The 26,274-nt window shown below is 51.4% G+C and carries 21 protein-coding genes; 17 read left to right on the forward strand and 4 right to left on the reverse strand.

All coding sequences use genetic code 11. The features are described 5' to 3' along the window. Window positions 1-204 precede the first annotated feature (204 nt). The 8 genes from AC1VOR_RS10755 to AC1VOR_RS10790 all read left to right on the forward strand — a co-directional run bounded on the left by AC1VOR_RS10755 (window position 205) and on the right by AC1VOR_RS10790 (window position 13,247). The gene (locus AC1VOR_RS10755; RefSeq protein WP_482617613.1) at window positions 205-1,638 is read left to right on the forward strand and encodes an ABC transporter substrate-binding protein; all 1,434 of its coding nucleotides are present in this window, start codon (window positions 205-207) and stop codon (window positions 1,636-1,638) included. 92 nt (window positions 1,639-1,730) lie between these two features. Continuing rightward, a complete protein-coding gene (locus tag AC1VOR_RS10760; protein ID WP_482617614.1) occupies window positions 1,731-2,687 on the forward strand; it encodes a carbohydrate ABC transporter permease in 957 nt (318 codons plus the stop codon). Then, window positions 2,684-3,517 carry a carbohydrate ABC transporter permease gene (locus AC1VOR_RS10765; protein ID WP_482617615.1) on the forward strand — a complete coding sequence of 278 codons (834 nt, stop codon included), beginning with the start codon at window positions 2,684-2,686 and terminating at the stop codon, window positions 3,515-3,517. The genes AC1VOR_RS10760 and AC1VOR_RS10765 overlap by 4 nt, the downstream gene beginning before the upstream one ends. 68 nt (window positions 3,518-3,585) lie before the next feature. Further along, a complete protein-coding gene (locus tag AC1VOR_RS10770) occupies window positions 3,586-5,148 on the forward strand; it encodes a response regulator (RefSeq protein WP_482617616.1) in 1,563 nt (520 codons plus the stop codon). A gap of 9 nt (window positions 5,149-5,157) precedes the next feature. After that, complete coding sequence (locus AC1VOR_RS10775) at window positions 5,158-6,996, forward strand: histidine kinase (protein WP_482617617.1); 1,839 nt, start codon at window positions 5,158-5,160, stop codon at window positions 6,994-6,996. Between the two features lie 156 nt (window positions 6,997-7,152). Beyond that, entirely contained in the window at window positions 7,153-10,962 is a 3,810-nt protein-coding gene (locus tag AC1VOR_RS10780) for a DUF5695 domain-containing protein (RefSeq protein WP_482617618.1), read from the forward strand. A 217-nt stretch (window positions 10,963-11,179) separates the two neighbouring features. Then, window positions 11,180-11,902, forward strand: a complete 723-nt coding sequence (locus tag AC1VOR_RS10785; protein ID WP_482617620.1) for a glycerophosphodiester phosphodiesterase — start codon at window positions 11,180-11,182, stop codon at window positions 11,900-11,902. Between the two features lie 76 nt (window positions 11,903-11,978). After that, the gene (locus tag AC1VOR_RS10790; protein WP_482617621.1) at window positions 11,979-13,247 is read left to right on the forward strand and encodes an MFS transporter; all 1,269 of its coding nucleotides are present in this window, start codon (window positions 11,979-11,981) and stop codon (window positions 13,245-13,247) included. A gap of 90 nt (window positions 13,248-13,337) precedes the next feature. Here AC1VOR_RS10790 and AC1VOR_RS10795 read toward each other — a convergent pair whose 3' ends face one another. Then, the gene (locus tag AC1VOR_RS10795) at window positions 13,338-14,048 is read right to left on the reverse strand and encodes a GT-D fold domain-containing glycosyltransferase (RefSeq protein ID WP_482617622.1); all 711 of its coding nucleotides are present in this window, start codon (window positions 14,046-14,048) and stop codon (window positions 13,338-13,340) included. Window positions 14,049-14,255: 207 nt separating this feature from the next. Between AC1VOR_RS10795 and AC1VOR_RS10800 the strand changes: the two genes are divergently transcribed. Both AC1VOR_RS10800 and AC1VOR_RS10805 read left to right on the forward strand, forming a co-directional pair. Continuing rightward, entirely contained in the window at window positions 14,256-14,945 is a 690-nt protein-coding gene (locus AC1VOR_RS10800; RefSeq protein ID WP_482617623.1) for a glycosyltransferase, read from the forward strand. Window positions 14,946-14,986: 41 nt separating this feature from the next. Continuing rightward, window positions 14,987-15,742: a class I SAM-dependent methyltransferase gene (locus tag AC1VOR_RS10805; protein ID WP_482617624.1), complete on the forward strand. Its 756-nt coding sequence runs from the start codon at window positions 14,987-14,989 to the stop codon at window positions 15,740-15,742. A 129-nt stretch (window positions 15,743-15,871) separates the two neighbouring features. On the opposite strand, the gene AC1VOR_RS10810 is transcribed toward AC1VOR_RS10805, so the two are convergent. The 3 genes from AC1VOR_RS10810 to AC1VOR_RS10820 all read right to left on the reverse strand — a co-directional run bounded on the left by AC1VOR_RS10810 (window position 15,872) and on the right by AC1VOR_RS10820 (window position 18,168). Next, window positions 15,872-16,294: a hypothetical protein gene (locus AC1VOR_RS10810; protein WP_059052920.1), complete on the reverse strand. Its 423-nt coding sequence runs from the start codon at window positions 16,292-16,294 to the stop codon at window positions 15,872-15,874. A gap of 95 nt (window positions 16,295-16,389) precedes the next feature. Continuing rightward, on the reverse strand, window positions 16,390-17,559 hold the full coding sequence (locus AC1VOR_RS10815) for a MalY/PatB family protein (protein WP_482617625.1): 1,170 nt from the start codon (window positions 17,557-17,559) through the stop codon (window positions 16,390-16,392). Window positions 17,560-17,592: 33 nt separating this feature from the next. Further along, window positions 17,593-18,168 (reverse strand): beta-class carbonic anhydrase, encoded by a 576-nt coding sequence (locus tag AC1VOR_RS10820; RefSeq protein ID WP_482617628.1) that lies wholly within the window; start codon window positions 18,166-18,168, stop codon window positions 17,593-17,595. 118 nt (window positions 18,169-18,286) lie between these two features. Between AC1VOR_RS10820 and AC1VOR_RS10825 the strand changes: the two genes are divergently transcribed. From AC1VOR_RS10825 to AC1VOR_RS10855, 7 genes are all read left to right on the forward strand, one after another. Beyond that, complete coding sequence (locus AC1VOR_RS10825) at window positions 18,287-19,804, forward strand: carboxypeptidase M32 (protein ID WP_482617631.1); 1,518 nt, start codon at window positions 18,287-18,289, stop codon at window positions 19,802-19,804. A 229-nt stretch (window positions 19,805-20,033) separates the two neighbouring features. Then, on the forward strand, window positions 20,034-21,038 hold the full coding sequence (locus tag AC1VOR_RS10830; protein WP_482617633.1) for an ABC transporter substrate-binding protein: 1,005 nt from the start codon (window positions 20,034-20,036) through the stop codon (window positions 21,036-21,038). A gap of 56 nt (window positions 21,039-21,094) precedes the next feature. Further along, window positions 21,095-21,874, forward strand: coding sequence for an ABC transporter ATP-binding protein (locus AC1VOR_RS10835; RefSeq protein ID WP_482617719.1), 780 nt, complete (start codon window positions 21,095-21,097; stop codon window positions 21,872-21,874). A 2-nt stretch (window positions 21,875-21,876) separates the two neighbouring features. Further along, window positions 21,877-22,677, forward strand: a complete 801-nt coding sequence (locus tag AC1VOR_RS10840) for an ABC transporter permease (RefSeq protein ID WP_482617634.1) — start codon at window positions 21,877-21,879, stop codon at window positions 22,675-22,677. Window positions 22,678-22,776: 99 nt separating this feature from the next. Further along, window positions 22,777-23,754, forward strand: a complete 978-nt coding sequence (locus AC1VOR_RS10845) for an aromatic acid exporter family protein (protein WP_482617636.1) — start codon at window positions 22,777-22,779, stop codon at window positions 23,752-23,754. Between the two features lie 81 nt (window positions 23,755-23,835). Then, window positions 23,836-24,381 (forward strand): outer spore coat protein CotE, encoded by a 546-nt coding sequence (gene cotE, locus AC1VOR_RS10850; protein ID WP_018752871.1) that lies wholly within the window; start codon window positions 23,836-23,838, stop codon window positions 24,379-24,381. A gap of 147 nt (window positions 24,382-24,528) precedes the next feature. Next, entirely contained in the window at window positions 24,529-25,950 is a 1,422-nt protein-coding gene (locus AC1VOR_RS10855) for a putative amidoligase domain-containing protein (protein WP_482617637.1), read from the forward strand. The last annotated feature ends 324 nt before the right edge of the window (window positions 25,951-26,274 follow it).

Here is a 26,274-nt window from a genome sequence, read left to right on the forward strand (position 1 = left end):
ACAATTCAAGGCGGGAGACTCCCCGTCTTTTTTTGTTCCCTAAATGAGTTAGGCTATGATGTATATCCAATTCATCAAAACTGACCTATAAAATGTCCACTTATCTGAAAAATCTATAATTTTCCATTGTTAGCGTTTACATTATAATGAAAACAACTTAACCTTCAGGCAGACGTGAGACCTATGTTGAAGGGAGGAATGAATTTGAACCGTAAGGCACAACGTTCGCCATGGCTCAGCATACTGCTGCTCGTGATGGTGGTCATGCTGGCAAGCTGTGGTGGAACAAATGCAGGTCAGGACTCGATGGGGGGTTCGCCGGATAGTTCTGCTAAGGGAACAGAAGGAAATACGATTGAAGGCGGACAGAAGGAGCCTGTAACGCTGAAATACACATTCTGGGGGAGTCCTCAGGAGAAGAAGGCCGTGGAGGAAGCAACGCAGAAATTCACAGAGAAATATCCATGGATAACCGTCAATGCCGTGCATATACCCGAAAGCGACTATGATGCCAAGCTTACGGCCATGGTAGCCGCCAATGAAACACCGGATGCCGGTTATGTCCATGGTGAGTTAGGCGAAGCCTGGCAACGGGAAGGCAAATTCATTAACTTCAACGATATGTTCGCCAAGGACATGGAGCTGAAGAAGGAGGACTTCCTCGATTATATCTGGTTTAATGGCGATGACCCGGACTATACCTGGGGGATTAGCACTGCCGGAGAGACCTTTGCCTTGTTCTACAACAAGGATTTATTTACCGAGGCTAAGGTAGAGATGCCTCCGGCCAAGGCGGAAGAAGCTTGGAGCTGGGAGGAATTTGTGGAGGTCGCCAAGCAGCTAACCCTTGATAAGAATGGGAAAAATGCGGCCGATCCTGATTTTGATGAGGATAATATCAAGCAGTTTGGCGTTTCCTTTGAGAGCTGGTATGGTCCGGTGATGGCGCACATCGTCAACAATAACGGCGATCTCGTATCCGAGGACGGTACGACGTTCGCTCTGGATCAACCGGAAGCTGTGGAGGCCATCCAACGCTTGGCCGATCTGATCAATGTGCATCATGTGGCACCGAACCCGGTGCAAGCTAAGTCAATCCCGTCTCAAGCGGTGGCGCTGCAATCACGTCTGGTTGCCATGAGTATGCACGGACAATGGATCAATCTCGACCTGGGAGCTGCCAAGGTGAACTATGATATCGGCGTATTGCCAAAGATGCAGCGGAGTGTGGCGATGGGAATCAGTGGAGTAAGCGCTATGTTCAAGGCAACAAAGTATCCTGAGGAGACCTGGCTCTTGACCAAATTTCTGGCCGATCCGTCCGGGGCGTTGAACCTGTACCGGGATGGACTTTGGATGCCAACGCTTAAGGCTTGGTACACAGACCCGGCATTAGTGGCCCAGTGGGCTGAGAATAATCCCTCTCATCCGGCCGGCTTCAAGGACGCCTTTCTGGATAATCTGCTCAATAACAGCACTCCATCGCCGGTGTATTATGTGAAGAACTTCGGCAAGGTAAGCTCATTGGCTTTCTCTGCTCTCGATCCGGTGTGGCTGGGCAAGCAAACGGCTGAAGAAGCGATGAAGGCCGTCGCGACCAAGGTTCAACCGGAGGTTCAGGGGCGCTACGACAAATAGCAGCACAAGCGGGCTCAAGTCCAAGGGGCGTGTACTAAGCCATCAAGCTTAGCGCCTCTTGGGCATCCCCATCCTGGCAGAAGGAGTTACGTATGAAAATGGCTGAAACATCCGTCTCAAGTCAGGCCGTGTTTGACCCGGGGCGGGGTATACGCAAGCGCAAAAGGAACGAACTGAAATATGGGCTGTTGTTTGCTTCTCCCGTATTGCTGGGCTACCTGCTTTTCGTGCTGGGACCACTCTTGTTTACCTTCGCGCTTGGCTTTACGGAATACAGTATGGTGGGCAGTCCCAAGTTTGTGGGCACGGATAACTTCGCTAGGCTGTTCAGCGGGCGGGAGCCTTTGTTCTATGATGCGACTGTTAGTACCCTATATTATGTGTTCGTCAGCGTTCCCCTGGGTATTGCCTTCTCCTTCATTCTGGCGATGCTGCTCAATAGCAAAATCAAGGGCCAGTCCTTCTTTCGCGGTCTGTTCTTCCTGCCGGTGGTTATTCCGCTGGCCGCATCCTCGGTCATTTGGCTGTGGATGCTCCAGCCGGATTTCGGCATCGTCAATTATGTGCTGGGCTTGCTGCATCTACCCAAGAGCTCCTGGCTATCTTCGGATACGACTGTCATTCCTACCTTAATTCTGTTCAGCCTTTGGTTGACAGGGAACACGATGGTCATTTTCCTGGCTGGTCTGCAAAACATACCTTCTCATCTGTATGAAGCCTTAGAGGTAGACGGGGGACATACCCTGCACAAGATTTGGTATATTACATTGCCGATGTGCTCGCCGATTATATTCTTCAATACGGTCATAGGATTGGTTAATGCCTTCCAGACTTTTGTCCAGCCTTCGGTCATGACGCAGGGAGGGCCGGATAATGCGAGCTATCTCATCGTATATTACTTGTTCAAGGAAGGGTTCCAGTTCACGAAGTTTGGCACGGCCAGCGCGGTTGCATCCTTGTTGTTCCTGGTTGTTCTGCTGTGCACCTTCGTACTCTTCAGATTCTCTAATTCCCTGGTTTATTATGAAGGGCGGGAGCGTGAACGATGATCTTACGCAGAACAGTGGGGCGCATCTGCTTGTATGCCATCTTGTCGCTAGGCGGTTTTATATTCGTTTTCCCGTTCTATTGGATGCTGCGCACGGCTTTTACCGGTATGGAGGGGTTGTTCACCATTCCGCCCGACATCATTCCAAACACGTTCCGGTTCGACAATTTTGCCGAAGCACTTTCTAGCAGCCCATTTGGCCTTTACTTCTGGAACAGTACCGTAGTCACTGTGTTGTCCGTGGCGGGTGTTATCTTGTCCGGTTCGGTGTGCGCTTACAGCTTCTCACGGATTTCCTGGCCCGGGCGGGATAAAATCTTCGGCTTCATCCTTACGGGATTGATGCTGCCGTTCTTCGTAGTGATGATCCCGCATTTCCTCGGGTGGAAGCTGCTTCATCTGACGGATACGCTGGTGCCGCTGATTGCTCCAGCCTGGTTTGGCGGCGGGGTATTCAACATCTTCTTGCTACGCCAGTTCTTCCTGACCATCCCGCGGGAGATGGATGAGGCGGCCAAGATGGACGGAGCCGGTCACTTCCGCATCTACTGGAACATCATTATGCCTATTGGCAAGCAGGCACTCATCGTGGTTGGCATGTTGACCTTTCTGGCGAACTGGAATGATTATCTGGCCCCGATGGTGTTCATTTCCTCAGAGAAGAATTATACGCTGATGCTGGGACTTACGCTCTTCCAGGGCACATACACTGCCCAGTGGCATCTGATGATGGCGGCAACCTCCATTATTGTTTTGCCTTCATTAGCCGTATTTCTGGTGGGTCAACGTTTCTTCGTGGAGGGCATTGCCATGAGCGGGGTAAAGGGATAAGAATAACCTCCTATTTATACCAATTTGTTCAATTATTTGATTATAATGAGGTATAAGGAGGGGAGGATATGCTGCATTTCCTATTGGTTGATGATGAACCTGGCCATGTGCTTGGCTTTACCGGATTACTGGGTAAGCTGCGGCCAAATGACCGCGTCAGTTCTGCACGCAACGGCGAGGAAGCCTTGCATCTTTGTGCTAATCAGAGCTTTGATCTAATCTTCACTGATATTCAGATGCCGCAGATGAATGGCCTGGAGCTTATGGAGAAGCTCGACCCGTTAGTTCGGTCGAAGGTGGTCGTATTGAGCGGGTATGACTTTTTTGAATATGCTCAGAAAGCGCTTACTTTTGGGGCGTTTGGCTACTTGTTGAAGCCGGTGGATGTTGGCAAGCTGCAAGAGGTGTTCCACAGGGCGGAACAAACTAGCGAGCGCGAGCGGGGAGAACGGAAGCGGCAACAAGAACTGGCAGCCCGCATCAGTCGAATGGAACCCGCCTATAGCGAGCGCTTGCTGCAAGCGTGGGTTGAGGGGACGCTTAGCCCGGAGCGACTGAGTGAATTGGAGGCAATCCTGCCCTTCACCGGGGCGGGTACAGCGGTCTGCGCTCGGAGGAAGACGCCCTTCAGTCGTGAGGAAGTGCAGCAAATCCAGGCCCGGTTACAGAGTTGCGGAGATAGTCTTTGCTTCAGCTTTGGACACGGGGACGAAGAATTAATTTGTCTGCTGGGCGCGGGGATAGACGCAGCCAGTGCTGGACGAATATTCGCTGAAATGACACAGCAGCCAGCATTTGAGTCCTTGGTGGCGGGAATTGGGGATCGTCATGACTCTCTGCTGCAAGAAGCTTACCTCAGTGTAAGCGAGGCACGCCTGGCCATGGCGGAGCAATTTTACCATGAGGATCAAATTGTATTTTATTTTACCTGCTGCGGACTGGACTGCGAGGCTCTTCCTGTGCTGACAACCGCTGCGGAGTCGCAGTTGAAGGAGACCATTCGCAACGGAGATGAGGTGGCGGCCGCGGAGTCGCTTGCCAGCATATTTCGCGAATGGCGTATTCGCCCTTATCCGTTGCCCCGCCGTGTACGGGATAAGTGTCGACTGCTGCTCACCAAGGCGATCGAGGATCATGAATTGCTTCGCGAGGGGAGCCAGCACGATGAATGGCTGAGGGAGATTGAGGCCTTCACGGAGCATGAGACTGTCTTATCGACGCTTGCGAGCGCTGCCCACGATGTGCTCCGCCGTGCCGTTCACGCGGTTCGAGAGTGGAAGGACAATCGCCGTCACCAGCTTGTCCAGCGCTGCCTGGCCTATATTGATGAGCATTACGCTTACGATATCTCCCTGGAATCTACGGCAGAACGCTTTGGACTTAGCCCCGGCTATTTCAGCCAGTATTTCAAGAACAAGCTGCATATCAACTTTACGGTTTATTTGAATCAAGTCCGCTTGACCAAAGCCAAGGCGATGCTGGAGCACGAAGATCTGCGGGTCTACCAAATCGCCCAAGCCACCGGGTATCAGGACGCCAAATATTTCAACCGCGTATTCAAACGTGAGGTCGGAATGACGCCGGAGGAATACCGCAAGACGATTCGCCTCCTAGAGCGGAAGCGGGGGTAGAGTCGCTTGATGATGCCCTTCATCCATGCATTTCGGCGGTTTAACCGTCTCAAATTCAGAACTAAATTGATTGTCTACTATGTCTTCCTCATTGCCTTCCCCATTATGCTTATCAGCTATGCCTACTACAAAACCAGCTCAGACATCATTCTCAAGCACGCCAGCGACAGTATGCAGGAGGTTGTCCAGAAGAATACCCAATATACAGACATCGTGCTGGGTCGAGTCAAGGATCAATCGCTGTCCCTGTTAGCTGACCCGGACCTGTTCCATCTCTTCGACCGAACGCGCCCTACAGATTTGCTAGAGCTGTTGCAGATGGACCGCAAGGTCTCGGAGATTTTAAGTACCTATTACGCCTCCGAGCCGAGTGTGGAGGGTGTTCAACTTGTTACCAGCTATTACAGCTTTGGTGGGACCGCGTCGGTGACCTCCAGACCCACCTTTGTGTCTGTCAAGCCGGACAAGCTGCATACATCGGAGCTTTACCGCCAGACACGGATGGCTGATGGCAAGCTGATCTGGATTCCCACCTATGATTTTGCCAAACAATTCGACCAGCAGGAACTTACGGACATGGACCCAAGATACCGCTACGTTTTCTCTGCCGCCCAATTACTCAAGAGCTCAATTGTTCAGGATGGTGTAGTAAGAAGCTGGCAAGCGCGCACCGAATATCCGATGCTGCTGATTAACTTCAACGAAAGTTTCTTCCGCTCACCCAAGGGGAGCGAGACGGCTATTAAGGGATCTTATCTGTTCGTAATCTCCCCGGAAGGAAGCATTGTAGCTCACCCGGATACCCGCAGGTTGACGGCGGCGGCATCTGCCGATTGGTTAGGCGAGGCGTTGGTGCTCAAGCGAGGCACGGCGATATCGGAGCTGGATGGGGAGAAGATGCTGATTTGCTATGACACTTCGGAAATTACCGGATGGATTAGTATACTGGCGGTGCCTTATGATCGGTTGCTCAGCGATCTTCCCCTGGTGCCGATTTACAGTCTTTATATTGCCGCAGTGTTGATTGCCGTGTCGGTCGCGGTGGCATACATGATCTCCGGCTGGCTGACGAATCCGATCAAGAAGCTGCTAGTGGCAATTCAGTTGACGGGACGCGGTGTCTTCTCCACCAAAATTCCCGAGCAGCATGATCTGGAATTTGGAATTCTGATCAACAAATTCAATCTGATGAACGAGAAGATTGGCGAACTGATCAAGGAGAACTACGAGACCCGGCTGCGGGAGAAGGAGGCGGAGATCATGGCACTGAATCTGCAACTGAATCCTCATTTTCTCTACAACACACTTAATGTGATAAATTGGATGGCCCTGGAACGGGGAGAAGAAGCCATGAGTAAGATGCTCGTCAGCTTGTCCACCATGTTGCAATACACGGTGAAAAACAAGCAGGAACTCGTAGCCTTTAACGATGATCTTAACTGGCTGCGGAGCTATTTGTACATTATGGAGCAGCGCTATCGCGGCGTCTTTGAAGCCGAATATGATCTGGAAGGCATTCCGACGGACAGCAAGGTGCCAAAGATGTTCCTTCAACCGCTCGTGGAGAATGCCATTATCCATGGATTTAGCGCCATCCAAGCAGGGGGCAAGCTGATTATTGCTGGCCGTGAAGAGGCGGGGATATTGGAATTCACGGTCGAGGACAACGGTCAAGGCATGGATGAAGCTACCCTGGAAGCGGTGCTGAATCCCGAAGCTGCTGGCGTGGGGTTGTCTAATGTCAGGAGCCGAATCAAGCTACTGTATGGAGATGCCTACGGTGTAGAACTTCATTCGTCGCCAGGCCAAGGTACCCGGGTTGTTGTGCGTTTGCCAAGGCAGATTTAGGAGGTTGATAAAACTCTTAGTCTCAGGTTTTAACTGGAAAGGAGGTGGTGTTCTTCAGGTAGGCAGCGGAGTGAGGACAAGCATACAAATAAGAAATCCGGATCGGAGAAGAGGGCTGTTCTGACTAATCCTGAATCGAAGAAGGAGGCGCGGCGAATGATGGGGCAAGGAAGGACGTTGTCAAGACCTGTAAAATGGCTAGTCGGCTTATTTGTCGCAAGTACGCTGGTTATCGCATTACCGAAGGCGGCTTCCGCCTACACATTGTCCAACGGAGATTTTCAGGTTACTACGGGAAATCACGGGGAAATCACCAGCTTACAGATTGTCGGGGACAGCTTTCCAACCAACTACGTGATGAACACTACCAATGCACCGCAGCAAAATACGTCTGACCACCAGTGGGTGGGGGAGCTGATGTTCAAGTACCGCTTGAATAACGGAGCCTGGACCACGGCCTGGACCAACCGCTCGGCTGACGGGCGGACGCAAAGCCAATCCGGAAATACGGTCAATATCACGTATCAGAATTCAAGCAACTCAGAAGGAATTCGCAACTTCCGGGTGAACCAGTCTTATTCATTGCAGAGCAATCACTTGCGCTGGGAGATTACGTTGACCAACACCAGCAATCAGACGCTGGAAATTGGTGATTTCGGGCTGCCTCTGCCTTTCAATGAATATTGGTCAGCGGGGGGCAATGAGCAGATTTACGAGTCGCGGGTTGTAACCCACTCCAACGTAGCTAACAACAACTCCTATATTACGGTTCAACGTCCAAGCGGCATTGGCAATACACTGCTCATGGTGCCGGATAGCACGACCGGGGCAGGGTTTGAATATATGGACAACTGGCGGATTGAAGAGCATCCGGGCAGCAAATGGGCAGCCGATCAAGGCGGCTGGCCGGAAGGACTGACGGTGTTTTATATTCACTCTAATGTCATCAAAAGCACGAACCGGGGGTATTTACCGAATACGAGCCTCGTATTGGCACCGGGGGCCAGCAAGACGTATGCCTTCAAATTTTTCAAAGCGGCTAACGAGCAAGCTGTGAAGGATCGGCTGTACTCCGAAGGCATGATCGACTTTACTGTCGTACCGGGGATGATTGTGCCTACCGACCAGACGGCCAAGTTCAGCTTGCGGACGACCAAGGCAATCAACTCCGTTGTGGCTCAGTATCCTTCGCAGACTACGATTACTTCCCTTGGCACCGCGCCTGGCGGACACCAACTGTACTCATTAAAATTAAGCAGGCTCGGTCAAAACGATATTACAGTGAACTATGGTAGCGGCGAGAAGACCGTCCTGCAATTTTACGCTATTGAGCCTATTGCCGATGCCTTGCAGCGCCATGCCACCTTTATGGTGCAGAAGCAACAGTGGAATGTACCAGGGGATATCCGGGACAAGGTGTTTGATGACTGGATGATGCAATCGAACTCCCGGCGTAACGTATTTAATGGTTATTGGGGTTGGGGCGATGATTGGGGCTTGACCCATGGCCAGTTCCTGGCCGAGAAGAATGTTCAGAGACCGGTAGCGTCCGAGATTCAAGCCGTAGATGATTATCTGGAGACGGCGATCTGGACTAACCTGATGAACGGTCATCATGATGATTATTTGATTCACGATTTCCTCATGCCGGAGCCAAACACAACGCCAACTTATCGTGGATACGCATACCCGCACGTTTACAATACCTACTTCAGCATGTACAAGCTGGCGAAAATGTACCCGGATCTGATCAACTATGAGCATCCGCGTACGACTTATTTATTGCGTGCCTACAATATTTTCAAAGCGCTATACGATGGTCCGGTCGCATACAACTGGAATACCGGGCTAATGGGTGAACTTAGCACGCCAGAGATTATCAAGGCATTGCAAGAGGAGGGGTACAACACCCAAGCCAACGATGTTATTAATAAAATGACCCGCAAGTATAACAATTTCCGCAACACCACTTATCCGTACGGCTCGGAATATAACTACGACAACACGGGAGAAGAGTCCGTATACACGCTTGCGAAGATGAACAATAACCAGACGATGATGAACAAAATCAACACCAAGGTTCGGGCGACTCGCGGTCATATGCCACTCTGGTACTTCTATTCGGTACCGGTGACGATTACGGGCGAACCATGGTGGAACTTCCAGTACACGGTAGCCTTGCAGGGCTACGCGATGGACGATTGGGTACGCAATCATTCCACCAATCCGGAAGTGGAGCAACGTCTGACTTATGCTTCGAAGATTGGTAATCTGAGTGCAATCAACTCCGGGCAGATCAGCTCCGACCCGGAAGATATCGGGGCAGTAGCCTGGACCTATCAGATGACCAAGGGCAATCATGGGGCGCTTGGTGTCGGAGATGGCCCGCTGTTTAACGGCTGGCGCGGCATGTCCGGCGAAGCGGATCTGGGCCTGTGGGGCGCGATCAAAATCTTGAGTGCCGATGTAGCAGTTGATCCGCTGTTTGGCCTTTACGGCTATGGAGCCGATGTCACCAAGAATGGTAACAACTACGTGGTGATTCCGAAGGACGGTGTGTTCCAGAAGCTGAATCTCATTACGGAGAAATTCGGGATGGCCTTGGAGCGGGATACTTATACGACGGCTACGGTTGCCACCTCCAAGGACTATGTTCAATTCGCGTTGAAGAATGCTACGCCAGGGACCGCTCATACCACGAAGGTGACATTCACGGGTCTTGCTGCGGATTCCTATGATGTATTAATCAACGACAATGTCGTTGGCAACGTGACGGCAACCAGTGGATCACCTGCCGTGGTCTCCCTGAATATCGGTACGGCAGCAACTTACGACATTAAGCTGCAGCCAGGTGATGGCCCGGGAGTACCGGGGACACCAGAAGTGGTAGCCATCTATCCGCTGGACGAGACTTCGGGTTCAACGGCTACCGATACCTCAGGCAATGGGTACAACGCTACCCTGTCCGGTGGAACTAGCTGGGTGGCAGGGAAGTCCGGCAATGCACTGGCTTTGAACGGCACGAATGCGTATGCCTCGTTGCCTTCAAGTGTCACTAGCAACCTGAACGACTTTACCATTGCAACTTGGGTGAACCTGGGGGCCAATTCCGAATGGGCCCGGATTTTCGATTTTGGTACGGGAACGAGCAGTTATATGTTCCTGACTCCCGATGCCGGGGGAGCCGCCGGGCTAAGATTTGGTATCACGAACAACGGGAATGGTAGTGAGCAGCAGATTGGCGTGAATACCCCGCTTCCTACCGGGGAATGGACTCATGTCGCGGTCACAAAATCCGGATCAACGGGAATTTTGTACGTCAACGGTAGCGAGGTTGCTCGGAATACGTCCATGACTCTAAGTCCGTCTAATTTGGGCCTGACTACGCAGAATTGGATTGGGCGCTCGCAATTCAGCGGGGATGCGTATCTCAACGGAAGCATTGATGAATTCCGGATTTACGGTCGTGGACTCACTGCTACGGAAATTGCTGCGCTGGCTAGTAGTGATTCGGGTGGAGGCGAAGAGGAGACGGAAGATATTGCCCCGCTTGCTACGGCTTCCACTTCTTATGTCTCTCCTTGGGAGAGTCTGGACGGCCTCAATGACGGCTATACTCCGACCAGCTCCAACGACCGTGGACATGCCGTTTACGGAAATTGGGACAACCCGAATACCACCCAATGGGTCCAGTATGAGTGGAATCAGACCTTCACCGTGGATCAGATGGATGTCTATTGGTTTGATGACGACGGTGGAATTGATCTTCCCGCTGCCTATACCCTTCAATATTGGGATGGGTCAGCTTGGGTAAATGTGACGGGAGCTTCAGGGTACGGAACTCAGGCCGATCAATATAACACGACCACATTCAATCCTGTGACGACGGATCGCTTGCGGCTGATGATCGTAGCCAAGGAAACAACCTCGACGGGACTGCAAAGCTGGAAGGTTTATGGTTCCTGAGGTTCGATGCTTGGGCAAGAGAAGAATAAGCAAGAGATGATTTAAGCTAAGCAAATGGCGTTGCCGGGCATGTCCGGGCAGCGCCATTTGTACTTCATTGTTCTTTACATAAGCTTAATATCTCCATGATATACAGATGATTGATGTTGCGTAACATAAGGAGTTGAGCTTCAAGCTCTTGTTATATTCCTGACCGAAGGTGAGGTAAATGATAAACATGTTTAAATTCCCCTTAATGACTGCTCACACCGGCTGTATGGGGCATCCGGATCATTCCCTGATTTCTTTGGATGCCGCAATGGAATTGGGCGCTGATATTTACGAAGATGATATTCGCGTAACGCGTGATGGACAGCTTGTTCTGGCTCACGACGACCAGGTCAGTTTGCATGGTGGTGGTAAAGGTAGCGTCTTGGCCATGAGCTGGAAGGAGTTACAGGATGAAGCAATATCACCGCCGCTACTGCTGGAGACGCTCCTGTCCCGTGTCAGGGAGGTCGGCCTCACCATGAATCTGGATTTAAAGACGATGACCTGCCTGGAGCCCTTGGCAGCGCTAATTCATCGTCTGGAGATGGTCGAACAGGTCTTCCTGAGTGGTTGCGGTTATTCTGCCGCATTACAGGCCCAGCTAGTTGCCCCTCAACTTCACAAGCTGTTGAATATAGACGCTGATCGCTTCCGCACGCTTAGTTATGCCAGGGCAGTTGCCCATACCTGTGCGGATAGCCGGGCGACAGGTTGCTTCGGGTTAAATGTTCCTTATGAGCTTGTCAGGCCGGAAATGCTAGAGGAGGCCCATAGCCAAGGGCTGGTAGTGTATGTCTGGACGGTATCCGAGGCTAAGGAGATGAGGCGGCTGGCTTCCATGGGAGTGGATGCGATCACTACCCGTGAACTGGATACGTTCCTCTCCGTAAGAGCTGAACTGACAGCATAAAATTTTAGTATTTGGCGACAGAAGCGGGTTATTCTATAATTAGGCATATTACTGTTTCATATAAAGGGGGACAAAGGTGAGCCGCACAGAACAATCCACTTCCAAGCCGTCACCGAACCAGTGGCAACGAAATGTCATTCTCTTTCTTAGCAGTCAGACCATTTCATTATTTGGCTCTTCTCTGGTTCAGTACGCAATTATGTGGTACATTACGCTGAACACGAAGTCCGGCGTTATGATGACCCTCTATATTATTTGCGGCTTCATCCCGACATTCTTGTTATCTCCAGTAGCGGGGGTGTGGGCGGATCGTTACAACCGCAAGCGACTTATTATGCTGGCTGATGGCGTGATTGCATTCTCCACGCTCATATTAGCGCTCCTGTTCCTGGCAGGCTATGACGAAGCGTGGTTATTATTCGTGATTGCAGCAGTCCGTGCACTTGGTGCAGGCGTGCAGACACCGGCGGTCGGAGCCATTCTGCCGCAGATTGTACCAGCAGACAAACTGACAAGAATTAATGGGATCAACGGAAGCCTGCAAGCTATCATTATGTTCGTGTCGCCCATCGTGAGCGCGGGGTTGTTAACGGTGGCCACCATTGAGGCCATCTTCTTCATCGATGTCGTGACTGCGGCCCTCGCCATTCTGACATTGCTGCTGTTCTTTCGTATTCCCGTTCACCGCAAAGCAGCGGAGCATGCGACCACGGGATATTTTGATGATCTCAAGCAAGGATTGGCTTATATCGGGAAGCAAGCTTACCTGAAGGCGTTCTTTGCCTTCATGGCAGTGTTCTTCATCCTGATGGCCCCTGCATCGTTCCTGACCCCCCTGCAAGTTACCAGAACCTTCGGTGACGATGTCTGGCGACTAACGGCCATAGAGATTGCATTCTCTGTCGGGATGATGATAGGCGGAGCATTGATTGCAGCTTGGGGCGGTTTTAGAAATAAAGTTCATACTATGACTTTAGCCACTATCTTGATGGGAGTATGTACCTTTCTGCTTGGAGCGGTGCCCATCTTCTGGATTTACCTGGTGTTCATGGCCATCTTCGGCATAGCGATGCCACTCTTGAACACACCCACCATGGTCATGATCCAAGAGAAGGTGGACGAGAACTATATGGGTCGTATCTTTGGCGTGTTTAGCATGATTTCCACTTCCATGATGCCGATGGGCATGTTAATTTTCGGCCCGATTGCTGATGTATTTCCGATTGAATGGTTACTGCTTGGCACGGGGGTGCTCATATTATTGCTATCCCTGATTCTGGTGCGGAACAAAGCGTTGTTGGAAGCAGGCAAGCCATCGCCTGAACAAATAACGGGTCATACTTGAAAGAAGCGGTCCTTACCTAGAGGGCCGCTTTCTTTCTTCTTACTTGCAGCCAACGAGATGTCCCCATCTTCCGGAGATGAACCACCTTGCTCAATTGGCCCGTCCCTTTAAGACAATATTAGCTGCTTTGCCGAAGTCCAGTGCTATTTTTCCAGTGAGGGCCATCGTCCGTTCAGCCAGTACCACGGCATTCACCCCGCAAGAGAAGAGGGCGATGTCGAAGCTGGCCGCATGGCTAGTTATCCAGTCCATGGTTTCCCGGTACTGTCCCCAATGGTCAAAAGGCAAGGACTTGACAATATGCAGGGAATAGGGTGGTTGTTCAAGGCGTTGGTGCAGTTGTTCGGCCTCCCGAGTGACAATTAGAATGCGCCGTTGCTTGAGTAGCCTCCAGAACTCACGCATCTCTGCCAACTCACGATTTACCCCGGCATGACATATCAGCGGAGGGTTTAGATCAAAGTGACGGAATACCTGATCGGTTAACGGCCGTTTCAGATAGTCGGGGGCCTTGATCATGTTATCGTTATGCGGCAGAATACCGACCACGGATGCATTCCGAATGGAGGCTGCAACTGCATCCCTTAAGGGAATGTTGGGCAGGTACAGGCCTTTCTGGCCTTTGCTGGCCTTAATGGCCCAGCGTTCTTCCAGCACCTTGCTTATCGGCCATACCGTATCCTGGGACAATACGAGGTTCTCTCCATCCCCGACGCGTACCAGAGAAAAAGGCTCTTTCTTCCAAAGAGCCTGGGACATGCGTTTTAGCAAATCTCTGCTTTCCAGAAATACCTGTTGCATGCAAACTCCATCCCTTCACATGACGTATGGATCTCTTTACTCTATGTAGCTAGCTTTTGAAATTATTGTGCGGCTATCCTGACTGAAGCCTGGACTCTGGCACAATAATCTATATTTTGCCGGAATTGCTGCATATGTCCTGTCGGTTTGGCCACCCTGAGCATAAAGTACAACACCGGTGGTTTCAACGATGAAGGAGGAGAGTTCATGTCAAGAAAGGTGATTATTGAGACAAATTTCAATACCTTCGGTTTTGATCCGCAACGGTTGACCAAGGAGTGGCTGGTGAACCGGATGGAGATTTTTCGCACCTTTACACTTCGTTCCCTGAAGGCGCAAACCAATCAGAACTTTATGGCTATATTGAAAATTGCACCTGGCACAGAGAAATTCGTTGCCGACATTCTGGCTAGTCAAAGCCCGTTGCCCAAAAATATTTGGTTCGGCACCAATAAGGAAAGTGTAAATGTAATTTCGTCTTTTGCAGGTGATAGCGAGGATCTATATATTGCCCGTCTGGACTCAGATGATCTGTATCATCGTACTTATGTACAGCAATTGTATGATGTAAAGCCGAAAGCAGACACAATGGCTTTGACCAATCAGAACGGGTACCTATGGGATAGTGTTGCGGGCGAAATGGCACCAACCTTTCACCGTTCGCCGCAATTTTATGTTTTCTTATATAAGACGGCGGACTATCTATCAGGCTATCGCGTCAAGCTGCCAGGAAGAGGTACACACGGCAATGTGGTCGATTTGCCCCATGAGCTGTTGACTCCCCGTAATTATGTGAATGTCGTGCATGCCACCAATACCTCCAAGAAGAAGGTTCCGCCGCGGGATCGGCTAAGTCCGCCTGAGATTCAGCGGGTGCTGAAGGAATTCATGATCTAAAGGCGGGACATTCTGAGGGGAAGAGGGGAGGCGATTAATAGATGGCTATTCATGATCGGGTGAGCGAGCGTTATTACGGGCTGGTTAATTCGGTGGAATCCCATGAATCGACTCGGGCCCGGGTACACTGGATTTGCCGTTCGGTTACCGGCCAGACGGTGCTTGATGTAGGCTGTAGTCAAGGGATTACAGCCATCTTGCTGGCGCGAGAAGGATTACGAGTAACCGGCATCGATCTCGAAGAGAAGAGCATCCAGTATGCGCGTCAAGAATTGGCCAAGGAATCCGTCTCCGTACGAGCCAAGGCCCAATTCAAGCTGATGGACATCACGGATTGGAAGGGGAAGGGTAGCTTTGACTCTATTATTCTGGGAGAGATTCTGGAGCATTTTGCCCGGCCGGAGACACTGCTGGAGCATGCTCACCGGCTGCTGGTGGACGATGGGACGCTGGTAGTGACGGTGCCTTACGGATACCATCCTTTTTATGATCATAAGCAGACGTTTTATGCCGGGAATCTGGCGGTTTGTCTGAATCCCTATTTCGAGATACAGAAGGTAGAACTACAGCATAAATATTTGTGCTGTGTGGCTCGCAAACGTAGTCATCTCAAACGGGGGGTCCTACCGGATGCGCCTAGTTTAATGGCCTGGATGCAGTTCGACTGCCGGCAGTTTGCTTTGCTGGAGCAGCAGCATCAGCAAGCGATGGAACGACGGAAGAAATCACTGGATCAGCTTTCGGAGCAATTAAAGACGTTGCGTAAGGAGAAGGCGGAGGCCAGCCAAGGCGGATAAGTGTTGCCTGTCAGCTAGCAATAACATGAAATAAGCCACTAGTGAGTGGCTTATTTCATGTTATTCGCAGATAAGCCAAGCCCTGAAGCGAATACTTCAGGACCTGGCTTGGGATAATGAACCGAAATGTTAGTCGGAGATCAGAATGCCGTCAAAGTTCTCCGGTCCGACCCGAATCGTGCCCAGAAGGTTGGACGATACGAAGGCAGTATAAGTCAACTGGGGAGTCAACGGAGGATTGAAATCGTCGGCAGAGAATGTGAGAAGCTGCGGTGCCAGTACAGAAAGGTTAAATGTGGAAGAAGCGCTATATACGACCGGATCGGTCGGCAGCGTTCCCCTAACCACAGTGATGGTGATTGCAACCAGAGCTAATGGGAGCTGAAGCGCAATCGTTCCCTTTAACTGAACACGCGGCACTCCTACCGCTCCTTGGGTAATCAACCCGATTTGGCCGAAGAGCTGCGGGGTGTTGATTACAAGAATCGGGATAGCGATGGAGTTGGCAGTACTGGCATTCTGCGAGGTTCTACCATCAATAAGAGTAGGCATATAGTATCCCTCCTTTACTGTCAGGATACTCTAGCATATGTCACAGATTATACGTTTCTTGGATGAATCGGCATATTTTAATAGAGCAGGCGGGACTAACGTCCCGTCGCTGCTACAAACCGTTCCAAAGCCTCTGTTAACAAGGAACGGGGACAGGCCAGATTGATTCTCAGGAAGCCTTCTCCGTTCGTTCCATAGACAGAGCCTTCGGTGAATGCGACTTTGGCCTGGCGGTACATCAGTTGTTTCAGTTCAGTCCCGCTAAGACCAAGCTTCCTATAGTCCACCCAGAGCAAGTACGTTCCCTCGGACAGCATGGGGTGTACCTCAGGTAGATGGGTCGATAGATATTTGATCGTATAGTCGCGATTGTCCTGCACATAGTCAAGTACCGCTTCAAGCCAGTCCTCGCTTTGATTATAGGCGGCAATCGTAGCTGCAGGGCCAAAGTAATTGACTGAACCGAGGGCCAAAGCCTTCATCCGGTCATTGAACCTGCGTCGTAGTTCAGGATTGGAAATGACCGTAAACGCAGTAGCCAGACCCGGAATATTAAAGGTCTTGGATGGGGCCAGGCAGGTAACCGTCATTTGGGCATGAGCTTCGGATAGCGAGGCGAATGGTAAATGGCGGTAATCGTGGAATACCAGATCGCAATGTATCTCATCGACGACTACCTTGACACCGTACCGGGTACAGAGACTACCAACCCGCTCCAGCTCTTCCCGGGTCCATACTCGCCCACCGGGGTTGTGGGGGCTGCATAACAGCAGCAACTTGGCCCCGTCCTGCATCAGGGCTTCAAGCTCGGTGTAGTTCATGCGGTACTGCCCGCTCTCCAGTACGAGCGGATTCTCCGCAACCTTCCGATCATTCCTGCGGATGACGTCATAGAAGGGGTTGTACACCGGAGGCTGTACAATGATGGCATCCCCTGGCTCAGTTAAGGCCTGTACAGCGATGCTCAGCGCAGGGACTACCCCTGGTGCATCCGTTAGCCAGGCCGAGTCGATCTCCCAGTCATGACGACGGGAGAACCAGCCTGTGATGGCATCCAGATATTCCTGGGGACGGAGTGTGTAGCCGTAAATTCCTTGTTTGCCGCGTTCGGTAACAGCTTCAACAATGGCCGGTGCACAGGCAAAGTCCATGTCTGCTACCCAAAGCGGCAACACGTCTTGATCTCCGAACAATTGCTGTCCCGTATCCCACTTCTCGGACCAGGTTCCCCGCCGAGGTATCCTTTCATCCAAACGGTAGTTCATCTTATGCTTCCATCCCTTCCTTATAGCGAAGCGCTAGTTCGCAGGCATTTGCTCGTATCCATCAATAATTAACTCTAATTCGCCTGTCACTGAATCGATCAGCATCCCGTGTACGGGGATATCTGCTGGCAGGAGAGGGTGTCTTCTGACAATATTAACTGTTTGAATGATGCCTTCCTTCTCATTCTCAAATCCTCGCAGCCATTTCTTAAGCTTGATTCCGGAATTCTCCAGCGTATTCAGCACATCATCGCTGATGCCCCGCTCCCGAATAGAGTCGATGACGTGGTCCGAATTCAGGGCAGCCATACCACAGCCTGTGTGCCCCACGATGAACACTTCTTCAGCATGCAGCTCATATATGGCTACGATGAGACTCCGCATGACACTCCCGAAGGGCTGGGATATGATAGCTCCTGCGTTCTTGATTAGCTTGACATCGCCGTTGCGAAGATCCATCGCTTTAGGCAAAAGCTCAACGAGCCGTGTATCCATGCAGGTCACGATCGCTATTTTTTTCTCTGGGAATTTATCTGTCAAATACTTCTCGTATTCCTTGCCTTCAACGAATTTGCGGTTGAAATCCAGAATCGAATGCAGTTGGTTCATCTGACCTGCCTCCTTTGTTTAGCTAAGTTCCTATCTTAAAATTTGATTATACGGATTGTTAAAAGTATCATCAAGAGTAGCAATAAAATAATTTGAACCCGTAAAGGTGGGAGATGTCATGAAGCAGGAAACGGCCAGGAAGTGGGAGCTCTTTCGGACACTTCTACAAAAGATTAGCGCTTATGAGGAAGCAGTAGCCTTGATGAACTGGGATTTACGTACGGGAGCGCCGCGCAAAGGAGCGGAGACTCGGGCAGCCACCATCGGCTTATTGTCGACGGAAGCCTTCAAGCTGCAAACCTCGGATGAGATGGGAGAATACCTCTCCTACCTCAATCATGCCACGGTTCTGGGTGAATTGGATGATGTTCAGCGTCGCATGGTTCTGGAGGTTCAAGAGGATTATGATCGCAGCATCAAGATTCCGGCTCAGAAATTCCAGGAGTATACGGAATTAACCGCTCATGCGGAGACGCTGTGGGAGGATTTTAAGGAAAATAGTGATTTTGCCGGATTCGAGCCTTACCTAACGCAAATTGTGGACAAGACACAGGAGTTTATCGACTACTGGGGACCGCGAGCGACCCGCTACGATACGCTGCTGCACATGTATGAACCGGACTTGACGGTAGAGAAGGTCGATCAGGTCTTCGGCCAATTGCGGGATCGTTTGGTTCCGTTGGTGGAGGCGGTCACTGCCGCCAAGAACAAACCGGAGGCTCCATTCCTGAATCAGTTGTTCGACAAAGGACAGCAGGAGAAATTCAGCCGGTTCCTGCTGGAGCAGATCGGCTATGATTTTGAAGCTGGTCGGATTGACGAAACGGTTCATCCCTTTGAGACGACTATCAATCACGGGGATGTACGCATTACGACTAACTACAAGCAGGATGACGTGACCAGCGCCATCTTTAGCTCCTTGCATGAAGGCGGTCATGCTCTGTATGAGCAGAACGTTGCTGCGGACCTGGCAGGCTCGCCGCTGGGCCAAGGGACATCCATGGGGATTCATGAATCGCAATCCCGCTTCTGGGAGAACGTGGTTGGGCGCAGCTTGCCTTTCTGGCAACGGTACTTCGGTGATTTGCAGCAGCATTTCCCGGCTGAACTGAAGGATGTGAACGCAGAGCAGTTCTATCGCGGATCTAATCGCGTAGAGAACTCGTTGATTCGTATTGAAGCCGACGAGCTTACCTACAATCTGCATATTATTATTCGCTATGAAATTGAGAAGATGCTGTTCAACGAGGGGCTGGCCGTGAGTGAACTACCTAAGGTATGGAATGAGAAATATAAATCCTACCTCGGTCTGACTCCGCCAAATGATGGACTTGGTGTGCTGCAGGACGTGCACTGGTCCGGTGGATTATTCGGTTACTTCCCGTCCTATGCGCTGGGGAATATGTATGCCGCGCAGATTACCCACACCTTGCGTAAGGAGTTGCCGCAATTCGAAGGATTTATTGCCGAAGGTAACTTCCTGCCCATCAAGGAATGGCTAACGGACAAAATTTATAAATACGGGAAGAGCCGCAAGCCTTCGGAGATCATTCTCGCTGTAACCGGTGAAGAGTTGAACCCGGATTATCTGGCTGATTACCTGGAAGAGAAATTCAAAGCGATTTATGGATTCTAAAGTATCTAACCCATCTAAAGTTTCTGATTGATCCGGTGATCAGTCTGACGACAAAGCCGCTGCTGAAATGGAGAAATCCGCTTCGGCAGCGGCTTTTTGTTATGTCCAAGGAGGAGACGTCCGGCCTTAACCTTTTGCCTAGCCTGTGCATATTATTTAGTATGTTCTGGTCTGTGCCGGCGAAGGCTTGGCTAGGAGACGGCTTAATTTGGAAGGAGAGGTGAACGGTATGAGCAAAGGCCATGCCGGGTTATGGCTTGCCCTCGTCTTGCTCCTGACCGCTGCCTTGAGCGGCTGCGGAGATAACGGTCAAGCGACCAAGATCAAAATCGGGGAAGTGACCCGTTCGGTATTCTATGCGCCCCAATACGTTGCTTTGGCTCAAGGTTTTTTTGCCGAAGAGGGACTTGATGTTGAACTGCAAACCACTGCAGGTGGGGATAAAACGATGACGGCACTGTTGTCAGGAGCTATCGATGTGGCGCTGGTTGGTGCGGAAACCTCGATTTATGTGTACCAGCAGGGCTCCGAGGACCCGGTCATTAATTTTGCCCAACTGACGCAGACAGATGGCACTTTTTTGGTGTCACGGGAAGCGATTAGTGATTTTGATTGGGAGATGTTGAAGGGAAGCACCTTTCTGGGCCAGCGGAAGGGCGGCATGCCGCAAATGGCTGGGGAATTCACTCTGCGCAAGCATGGAATTGATCCGCATCAGGATCTGAATCTGATTCAAAATATTGACTTTGCCAACATTACGGCAGCATTTGTCTCTGGCACGGGGCAGTTTGTTCAGTTGTTTGAGCCTCAGGCCTCCATCATTGAGCGAGAGGGTAAAGGGGATGTAGTTGCCTCCTTCGGCACGGAGAGCGGGCAATTGCCCTACACGGTGTTCATGACGCGCCAGAGCTATATTAAGGATCACGCTGACTCGGTCCAACGCTTCACGAATGCCGTTCACAAGGCGCAACGCTGGGTACAGTCCCATACTCCAGAGGAGACCGCGGCGGTGATTGCTCCTTATTTTAAAGATACGGATATGGATATCCTGGTTAGTTCTATTCAGCGTTACTTGGAACAGGGCACTTATGCCAAGACTCCTGCTTTGGAGGAAGAAGCCTGGAACAACCTGCTGGACGTGATGGAGGGAGCGGGGGAATTGAATGAACGGGTAGATGCTGGAACGCTCGTGAACAATGCGTTTGCGGAGAAGGCCGTAGAAACGGCAAAATAAGCGGTTTGGCACGCAGTACATTCATCAATGATACGGAAAGGGGACGTGAGCATTTGATACCTTCTGTCGTGGAATTAAAGCATTTGGATTTGGTCTACGTCACGGACCGGGAAGCCGTACTTGCTCTGCAAGAGATGAACCTGGCGGTGCACGCGGGCGAGATGATCAGCCTGGTTGGCCCCAGCGGGTGCGGGAAGACGACGCTACTGTCCGTCATAGCCGGATTGCTTCCTCCGTCGCGCGGCGAAATGCTATTGCATGGCCAACCTGTGAACGGACCGTCTCCGATGGTGGGTTATATGCTCCAGCAGGATTATTTATTTCCTTGGCGCACGATTCTAGATAATGCCGTGCTGGGGCTTGAACTGACCGGACGACTGACACCGGAGAGCAGGGAGCAGGCCAGAGGATTACTGGCCGAGATGGGACTTGGGGATACGGAAGATCTGTATCCTCATCAGCTCTCGGGGGGCATGCGGCAGCGGGTCGCGCTGGTACGGACGCTTGCAACCGATCCCGAATTACTGCTGCTAGATGAGCCCTTCTCGGCACTGGACTACCAAACCAAGCTTCAACTTGAGGATTTGGTGTGGGGAACCCTTAAGCAGCGGCATAAGACGGGCGTACTGGTTACTCATGATCTATCGGAAGCCATCGCGGTCAGCGACCGGGTCATTGTGCTGGCTCCCAATCCGGGCCGAATTCGCAGCACGTATCGTATTCCTGAGTCGATTCGGCAGGCAACCCCGTTCTACGCCCGGGAAGCAGAAGGGTTCAATGAGCTGTTTCATGAAATCTGGGGGGATCTTGAGAGTGCGGAAAGAGGGGGGGCGTAGCCATGGAAGCTTGGCTGGAAGAGAAGTGGATAGAGCACCGCAAGCGAAAACGGAGGATGAACCGCTGGGTGTTCGGAGTTCAGGCCCTGCTGCTAGTAGCGTTCATCCTGTTGTGGGAATTGGCCGGACGTATGAGATGGATCGATGTCCTGATCTTCAGCTATCCCTCCAAAGTGGGCGGGCAGATCATCAAGGATATGCTAAATGGTGAGCTATGGCCACATTTGGCCATGACGGTGGGTGAAACGGCGGTAGGCTTCTTGTTAGGTACCGTGCTCGGCACGTTGCTGGCTGTGTTGATCTGGTGGTCACCGTTTTTATCCAAGGTGCTGGACCCTTATATGGTTGTATTCAACAGTATGCCCAAGGTGGCACTGGGACCGATCTTCATCGTATTATTTGGTGCCGGGTTTACAGCTATTGTAGTTACGACGTTGTCTATTACCGTGATTGTAACCACCCTTGTTGTGTTTAATAGCTTTAATGAAGTGGATTCCAACCTCGTCAAGGTCATCCGAACATTTGGCGGCAGCCGGCGTGACGTCTTTATGAAGGCGATACTTCCTGCTTCTTTTCCCGCCATAGTCTCGACCCTCAAGGTGAATGTAGGCATGGCCTGGGTAGGCGTCATTGTTGGAGAATTCCTCGTAGCGAAAATCGGGCTGGGCTATCTGATTGTATACGGCTTCCAGGTGTTCAACTTTACGTTAGTGCTGTCAAGCCTGGTCATTATCGCTGTCGTCGCCACCGCCATGTATCAGATGGTTGTCTATATTGAACGCAAGCTAATCAAGGAGCGGTGACGCTCCTTTTTAGATTAGCATTGTCGGAATGTGCAAAATCAAGTAGGATATTGCCATACTATAATGATTGTTCATCCGATGCGAGAAAAGGTGGTTTCTATGGGGTTTCGAGTCATCAAAACAGCAATAGCCACATTGATGGCGATTTTTATTGCCGATTTTGCCAATGTGCCTGGAGCCAATTCGGCGGGCTTGCTGGCGATTTTGGGCGTGGATGTGACACGCAAGCGGAGTCTGAAATCCATCGGGGCGCGGTTTTTCGCTTCACTGCTCGGTCTGCTGCTGGCTTTCGGCATCTTTTACGTTCTGGGATTCCATATCTGGGTGCTCGCCATCTACATTCTGATTGCCTTTCCCCTCATTACCCGGGCGGGCTTCAAGGAAGGCATTGTAACCAGTTCGGTCGTGGTTTTTCGCGTGTTCGGGGGCGAGGAGATATCGTGGCATGTCCTGTTAACGCAAACGGAGCTACTGATTATCGGTCTCGGCTCGGCGATGGTCGTTAATTTCCTCTATATGCCCAAGACGGAGGACAAGCTCCTGGACCTGCGCCGCAGGGTGGATGGCTCGTTCTCGATTATCTTTCAGGAGATAGCGGAGACGCTGAGGGACCCGAAGCATATCTGGGACGGCAAGGAACTGACGAAGGCCGGAAGGTTAGTCCAGGAAGGAGTAACGACGGCGGGGCGGGCGCTGGAGAATCAGATGATTGCTCCAAACGAGGCCTGGACGGTGTACTTCTATATGCGCAAACAACAGTTGGAACGTATCGAGGGGATGCTGGAGCTTATCGCCCAGGTGTATCAACAAATGCCCCAAGGTGAAATTGCCGCCTTGTTGTTCGATCGGCTTAGCGTGGACGTGAATGAGGAGGAGTACACAGGCATTACAGAGCAAATGCTGGACGACCTGGAACAGAACTTTAAAATGATGGAGCTCCCGTCCACTCGTGAGGAGTTCGAGATTCGCTCGGCGATCCTCCAATTATGCCGCGAGTTGTCTCTATTTCTGGATATTTCGAAAAAAAATAAAACCCCGATTCAGCGAATCGCGGAGCAGCAAGCGAAAGGGAACTGAAATAGCTTTTAAAATAGTTGTCACCCTAGACGAATGTCCTGCATACACTTTAAGTGAATGATGTATGGAGGAGGTTCTAACATGTCATTGAAATATCAAAGTAGAGAGATCATCACGAAAGCGATCTGCGGAAAAGGTCGTAAGTTCTCTACCGTAACACATACCGTGACTCCACCTCACAAACCTTCAAGCATTCTGGGGGCCTGGATTATTAACCACCAGTATGAAGCGGTTGCGGCGGGAGACGGAATTGAAGTTATTGGTACTTACGATATTAACATCTGGTATTCGTACGACAAGAACTCGCAGACCGAAGTTGCCAAGGAAACTGTATCTTATGTTGAGAATGTGCCGCTGAACTATCTGGATTCCAGACACCGTACTTCTACGGTGGAGGTATCTGCCGAAGCTACGCAAGAGCCGAGTACGGTAGAAGCCAGCGTGTCGGGAGACGGCCGCGTTGCCATTCGGGTGGAACGCGAATTTTCGGTAGAACTTGTGGCCGAGACGAAGCTCAATGTCCTTGTTGTGCCGGGAAGCGACATCGAAGACAAGGATTACGACTTTGGCTCGGAGCTTGGAGATTACGAAGACCTGGACCCGGATCTCCTCGACGATGAACTGTGATTCGTGTCTGTGCCAGAAGTCGTAATGGAGAAGAACCGGGTTGTGCCGCTTACAGTGTAGTATATGCAGCAAGGGCGTCGTCGAAGAGGGCGGCTGCCCTCTTTTTGTGGAATCATTTCCCGATTGGGCGAAAGGAGGGGGTGCGTAATGGCTAGGGAAAAATGCCTGGTATTCAAAATCAGGCTTAGCTCGGAAGCCTCCCATGCTCGTTTGCTGCAGGCGCTCGTCCGTCTTGGGGGTCCTTATCAGGTGCTGCCCAAGGCCGAGGGTCTTAAAGGCTCCGGTCCCCGCTGGATTTATTACGGACCAAAGGAAGCTTACTTCCACGGACCTGTAGAGGAGATCACAGTTGGTCGTCGCTTGGGTTTGCGTGACCCGGCGGCCTGGCGTCAACGGCTGCAAGCCGCCGGATTACAAGTATCGCAAGGCCGCTCTGCGCTTCAAAGCGGCGGTGAAACGTCCTTCGCACGGCGTTATGCGGTGACGGTATTTCACCTTCGAGTGCTGGACGCTCGCTTGTTGGGGAATACAGGACAGACCTTGCCGCTGCCAGGTAGTGGTCCTTCTTTTGATTCGCCGCTCGGAAAGCGCCTGGAAAGCACGGCCATCCGGGCGCTCTACGCACTGGGCCTGGATATGGGAGAGGTTATCATCTCGGCAGGCGAGGAGGGCCGATTTACCATCGATCCGTTGTCTATATCTCCAGAGATAAGAAGCTCCGTGATTGCCGATGGCGTGGCTTTGGCGATGCGTGATGAGCTTGCCGAGCAGGAGCGGCTGCTGGAATTGTCCAAGGAGCGGATGATCGGGATGGACCCCGAATTTTTGTTATTTAATCATACGACACGTAAAGTGATTCCGGCCTCGCGTTATCTGCAATTTCATGGAGAAGCAGGCTGCGATGTCTTGCGGTACAGGGGGCGACGCTTATTCCCCCTTGCTGAGCTTCGTCCCCGTCCGGGGCAAGAGCCGCGAGAGGTCGTCACTCACTTGCTGCGAGCCTTCCACCAGGCTCATGCGGCCATCGATAACCGCGAGCTGATTTGGCAGGCGGGAGCCATGCCGCAGCAGGGGTTCCCGCTGGGAGGGCATCTGCATTTCAGCGGCGTGTTGTTGACGGCGGAGCTATTGCGAACGCTCGATAACTATTTGGCCTTGCCTCTCTCCCTATTAGAGGGAGAAGGCAGTGCGCGGCGCCGTCCGAAATACGGCTTCCTTGGCGACTTTCGCCGCAAGGAATACGGCGGGTTTGAGTACCGAACCTTGCCCAGCTTCCTCGTTTCTCCGCGCATCACCAAGGGCGTGGTGGCTTTGGCCTGCCTGATTGCCGAGAATTCTAGCCACTTGCTGGCCAGGCCGCTGGACCGGGAGGAGATCTTCGCAGCCTTCTATAGCGGCGACCGCCGTACGCTCCAAGCGGCGTTGCCGCGTATCATCGCGGATATCCAGGCGGCTCCCTCATATGCTGCCTATGAAAGCTATCTTGTTCCCTTCCTCAAGGTGGTCCTTTCCGGCCGCACATGGGATGAGTCTGCTGATATACGGCGCGCATGGAAGTTACCTGGGTAATTGATAGCAGATGATCGATAGTAGATAAATAGGGGCCTGAAACATTTGGCCCCTTGCCTTAGTCGAGATAATTTAGTGGGCGAGAGGCCATCAGCATGAATTGTTAAGCGCGAATTGCTCATCGCAAATCGCTCATTTAATCTCCCATTTAACGGGAAATCCTCCATCTAAAATTTATGATTAAGTGGATTAATGGCGTTTATAGGGAAATTATCCATATAATACAGCCGGAATTACCGAATATGGACCAAAAGTGTGGATTTATAGGGAGATTTTCCAGCTAAACCTCAGAATTCAGCCGATTTCCGCAAATTAGCAGGAGGA

This window comes from Paenibacillus sp. 1SOY10, from assembly GCF_056836745.1.